The 2,516-nt window shown below is 63.0% G+C and carries 3 protein-coding genes; 1 reads left to right on the forward strand and 2 read right to left on the reverse strand.

All coding sequences use genetic code 11. The features are described 5' to 3' along the window. Nucleotides 1-46: 46 nt before the first annotated feature. Nucleotides 47-346 carry a BolA family protein gene (locus OC610_RS25460; protein ID WP_041024552.1) on the reverse strand — a complete coding sequence of 100 codons (300 nt, stop codon included), beginning with the start codon at nucleotides 344-346 and terminating at the stop codon, nucleotides 47-49. Between the two features lie 12 nt (nucleotides 347-358). After that, the gene (locus OC610_RS25465; RefSeq protein WP_181288825.1) at nucleotides 359-886 is read right to left on the reverse strand and encodes a DUF2059 domain-containing protein; all 528 of its coding nucleotides are present in this window, start codon (nucleotides 884-886) and stop codon (nucleotides 359-361) included. 191 nt (nucleotides 887-1,077) lie between these two features. Between OC610_RS25465 and OC610_RS25470 the strand changes: the two genes are divergently transcribed. Further along, nucleotides 1,078-2,472, forward strand: a complete 1,395-nt coding sequence (locus OC610_RS25470; RefSeq protein ID WP_030141034.1) for a class II fumarate hydratase — start codon at nucleotides 1,078-1,080, stop codon at nucleotides 2,470-2,472. The last annotated feature ends 44 nt before the right edge of the window (nucleotides 2,473-2,516 follow it).

Consider the following 2,516-nt stretch of genomic DNA (forward strand, 5'->3'; position numbering starts at 1 on the left):
CGGGGATAAATCCCCTCGCCACAACAAGCGACCTCACCACTGGCAATCAGTGCTTGCTGCCCCCGGCACAGGTCGGTGAAGCCGGGGCCGCGTCGATCTGTGCCCACTCCTCAGGCGTGTAGGTGTGCAGCGCCAACGCGTGGAATTCGCCCATCAGCTCGCCCAGCGTGCCGTAGACCTTCTGGTGACGCTTGACCCGATTGAGCCCTTCGAACTGACGGCTGACCACCACTGCCTTGAAATGGGTTTGCAATCCACGGCTGTGCATATGGCTTTCGTCCAGCACTTGCAAATGCTCGGGCTGCAAGAGCCCGAGGGTCGATTCAATGCGTTGTTGCATGCTCATGCCGGGCTCCGCTTAGGGCTTTTTCTTGGCCGGGGCCGGGGCGGCGGCTTTTGGTTCGAGCTCTGCAGTCATGTCCGACAGCAGCTTGTTGACCACCGGTACCGCGCTTTCAAGCTTGGCCTGGGTCAGTTGCGCCGACTGCTGGGTCAGCTGTGGCATTTTTTCCAGGACTTTCTTGCCCAGGGGAGACTGATAGAAGGACACCAGGTCCTTGAGCTCCGACTCGCTGAAGTTGCTGGTGTAGAGCTTGACCATGTCCGGCTTGAGCTTGTTCCAGCCGATGGCCTGGTCCAGCGCGGCGTTGGCCTTGGCCTGGTAAGTCTCCAGGGTGGCTTTTTTCGATTCCGGAGCCTTGGTCTGCTCGAAGCGCTGGGCAAACATCTGCTGCACTTGCATGTACACCGGGGTACCCAGCTTGTCGGCGTGCGCCAGGGTCAGGAACGCTTCGGCACTGGCGTTGTGGCTGGCGGTATCGGCGAGGACAGGGCCGCTGGCACACACCAGAGCAACTGCGGTACAGATGGCACGAAGACGGGTCATCGAGTTTCCTTATCTAACAGGCGAGGTAAAACCCCAAGGGCGACCATTCTGCGCCTAAAAAACGCCGGGGCTCAACCCCGACCCTTGACGGGTCCGATTGACGGACCGAACCGCACGCTCCTAGATTGAGGGAACCGGTAGCGCCCACCAGGGCCTAAACTGCGCATTCAGCCTTACAGGAGTTTGACCCGATGAGCCGTATCGAAACCGACAGCCTTGGCCAGGTTGAAGTCCCGGATGAGGCCTATTGGGGCGCCCAGACACAGCGCTCCATGATCAACTTTGCCATCGGCAATGAACGCATGCCGCTGTCGGTGCTGCACGCCCTGGCACTGGTCAAGAAGGCCGCCGCGCGGGTCAATGACCGCAACGGTGACCTGCCCGCCGACATCGCCCGCCTGATCGAACAGGCCGCCGATGAAGTGCTGGCCGGCCAGCATGACGACCAGTTTCCCCTGGTGGTCTGGCAGACCGGCAGCGGGACCCAGAGCAACATGAACGTCAACGAGGTGATTGCCGGGCGTGCCAACGAGCTGGCGGGCAACCCTCGCGGCGGCAAGAGCCCGGTGCACCCCAACGATCACGTCAACCGGTCCCAGAGCTCCAACGACTGTTTCCCCACCGCCATGCACATCGCCGCCGCCCAGGCCGTATACCAGCAGTTGCTGCCGGCCATCAGCGAACTGTCCGGCGGCCTCGCGGAACTGGCGGCGCGCCACATGAAACTGGTCAAGACCGGCCGCACGCACATGATGGACGCCACGCCGATCACCTTCGGCCAGGAACTGTCCGCGTTCATTGCCCAGCTCGACTACGCCGAACGGGCGATTCGCGCCGCGCTGCCGGCCGTCTGCGAACTGGCCCAGGGCGGCACGGCGGTGGGCACCGGACTCAACTCGCCCCACGGCTTCGGCGAAGCGATTGCCGCTGAATTGGCGGCTCTGTCCGGCTTGCCCTTCGTCACCGCGCCAAACAAGTTCGCTGCGCTGGCGGGCCATGAGCCGCTGACCACGTTGTCCGGCGCGTTGAAGACCCTGGCCGTGACCCTGATGAAAATCGCCAACGACCTGCGCCTGCTGGGTTCCGGGCCCCGCGCCGGTTTTGCCGAAGTGAAACTGCCGGCCAACGAACCGGGCAGTTCCATCATGCCCGGCAAGGTCAACCCGACCCAGTGCGAGGCTTTGTCGATGCTGGCCTGCCAAGTGCTGGGCAACGACGTGGCCATCGGTTTTGCCGCCAGCCAGGGGCATTTGCAGTTGAACGTGTTCAAGCCGGTGATCATCCACAACCTGCTGCAATCGATCCGCCTGCTGGCCGATGGCTGCAGCAACTTCCAGCAGCACTGCATCGCCGGCCTCGAACCGGATGCCGAGCAGATGGCGGCGCACCTGGAACGGGGCTTGATGCTGGTGACGGCGCTGAATCCGCACATTGGCTACGACAAATCGGCGGAAATCGCCAAGAAGGCCTACAGCGAAGGACTGACTCTGCGGGAGGCCGCGTTGCAGCTGGGATACCTCACCGATGAGGAGTTCGAGGCCTGGGTCCGGCCGGAGAACATGCTGGAGGCTGGCGGGCAGGGCTGAGTTTGTTGTTGTCTCAAAGGCCGCCATCGCGAGCAAGCTCGCTC

Origin of the sequence: Pseudomonas agronomica (genome assembly GCF_025917275.1) — a bacterium.
GTDB classification, from domain to species: Bacteria; Pseudomonadota; Gammaproteobacteria; order Pseudomonadales; family Pseudomonadaceae; genus Aquipseudomonas; species Aquipseudomonas agronomica.

What these genes read in the sequence shown, in the direction of transcription:
- OC610_RS25460 (WP_041024552.1), bottom strand. Translation starts at nt 346, where the DNA reads ATGAGCATGCAACAACGCATTGAATCGACCCTCGGGCTCTTGCAGCCC.
- OC610_RS25470 (WP_030141034.1), top strand. Translation starts at nt 1,078, where the DNA reads ATGAGCCGTATCGAAACCGACAGCCTTGGCCAGGTTGAAGTCCCGGAT.
- OC610_RS25465 (WP_181288825.1), bottom strand. Translation starts at nt 886, where the DNA reads ATGACCCGTCTTCGTGCCATCTGTACCGCAGTTGCTCTGGTGTGTGCC.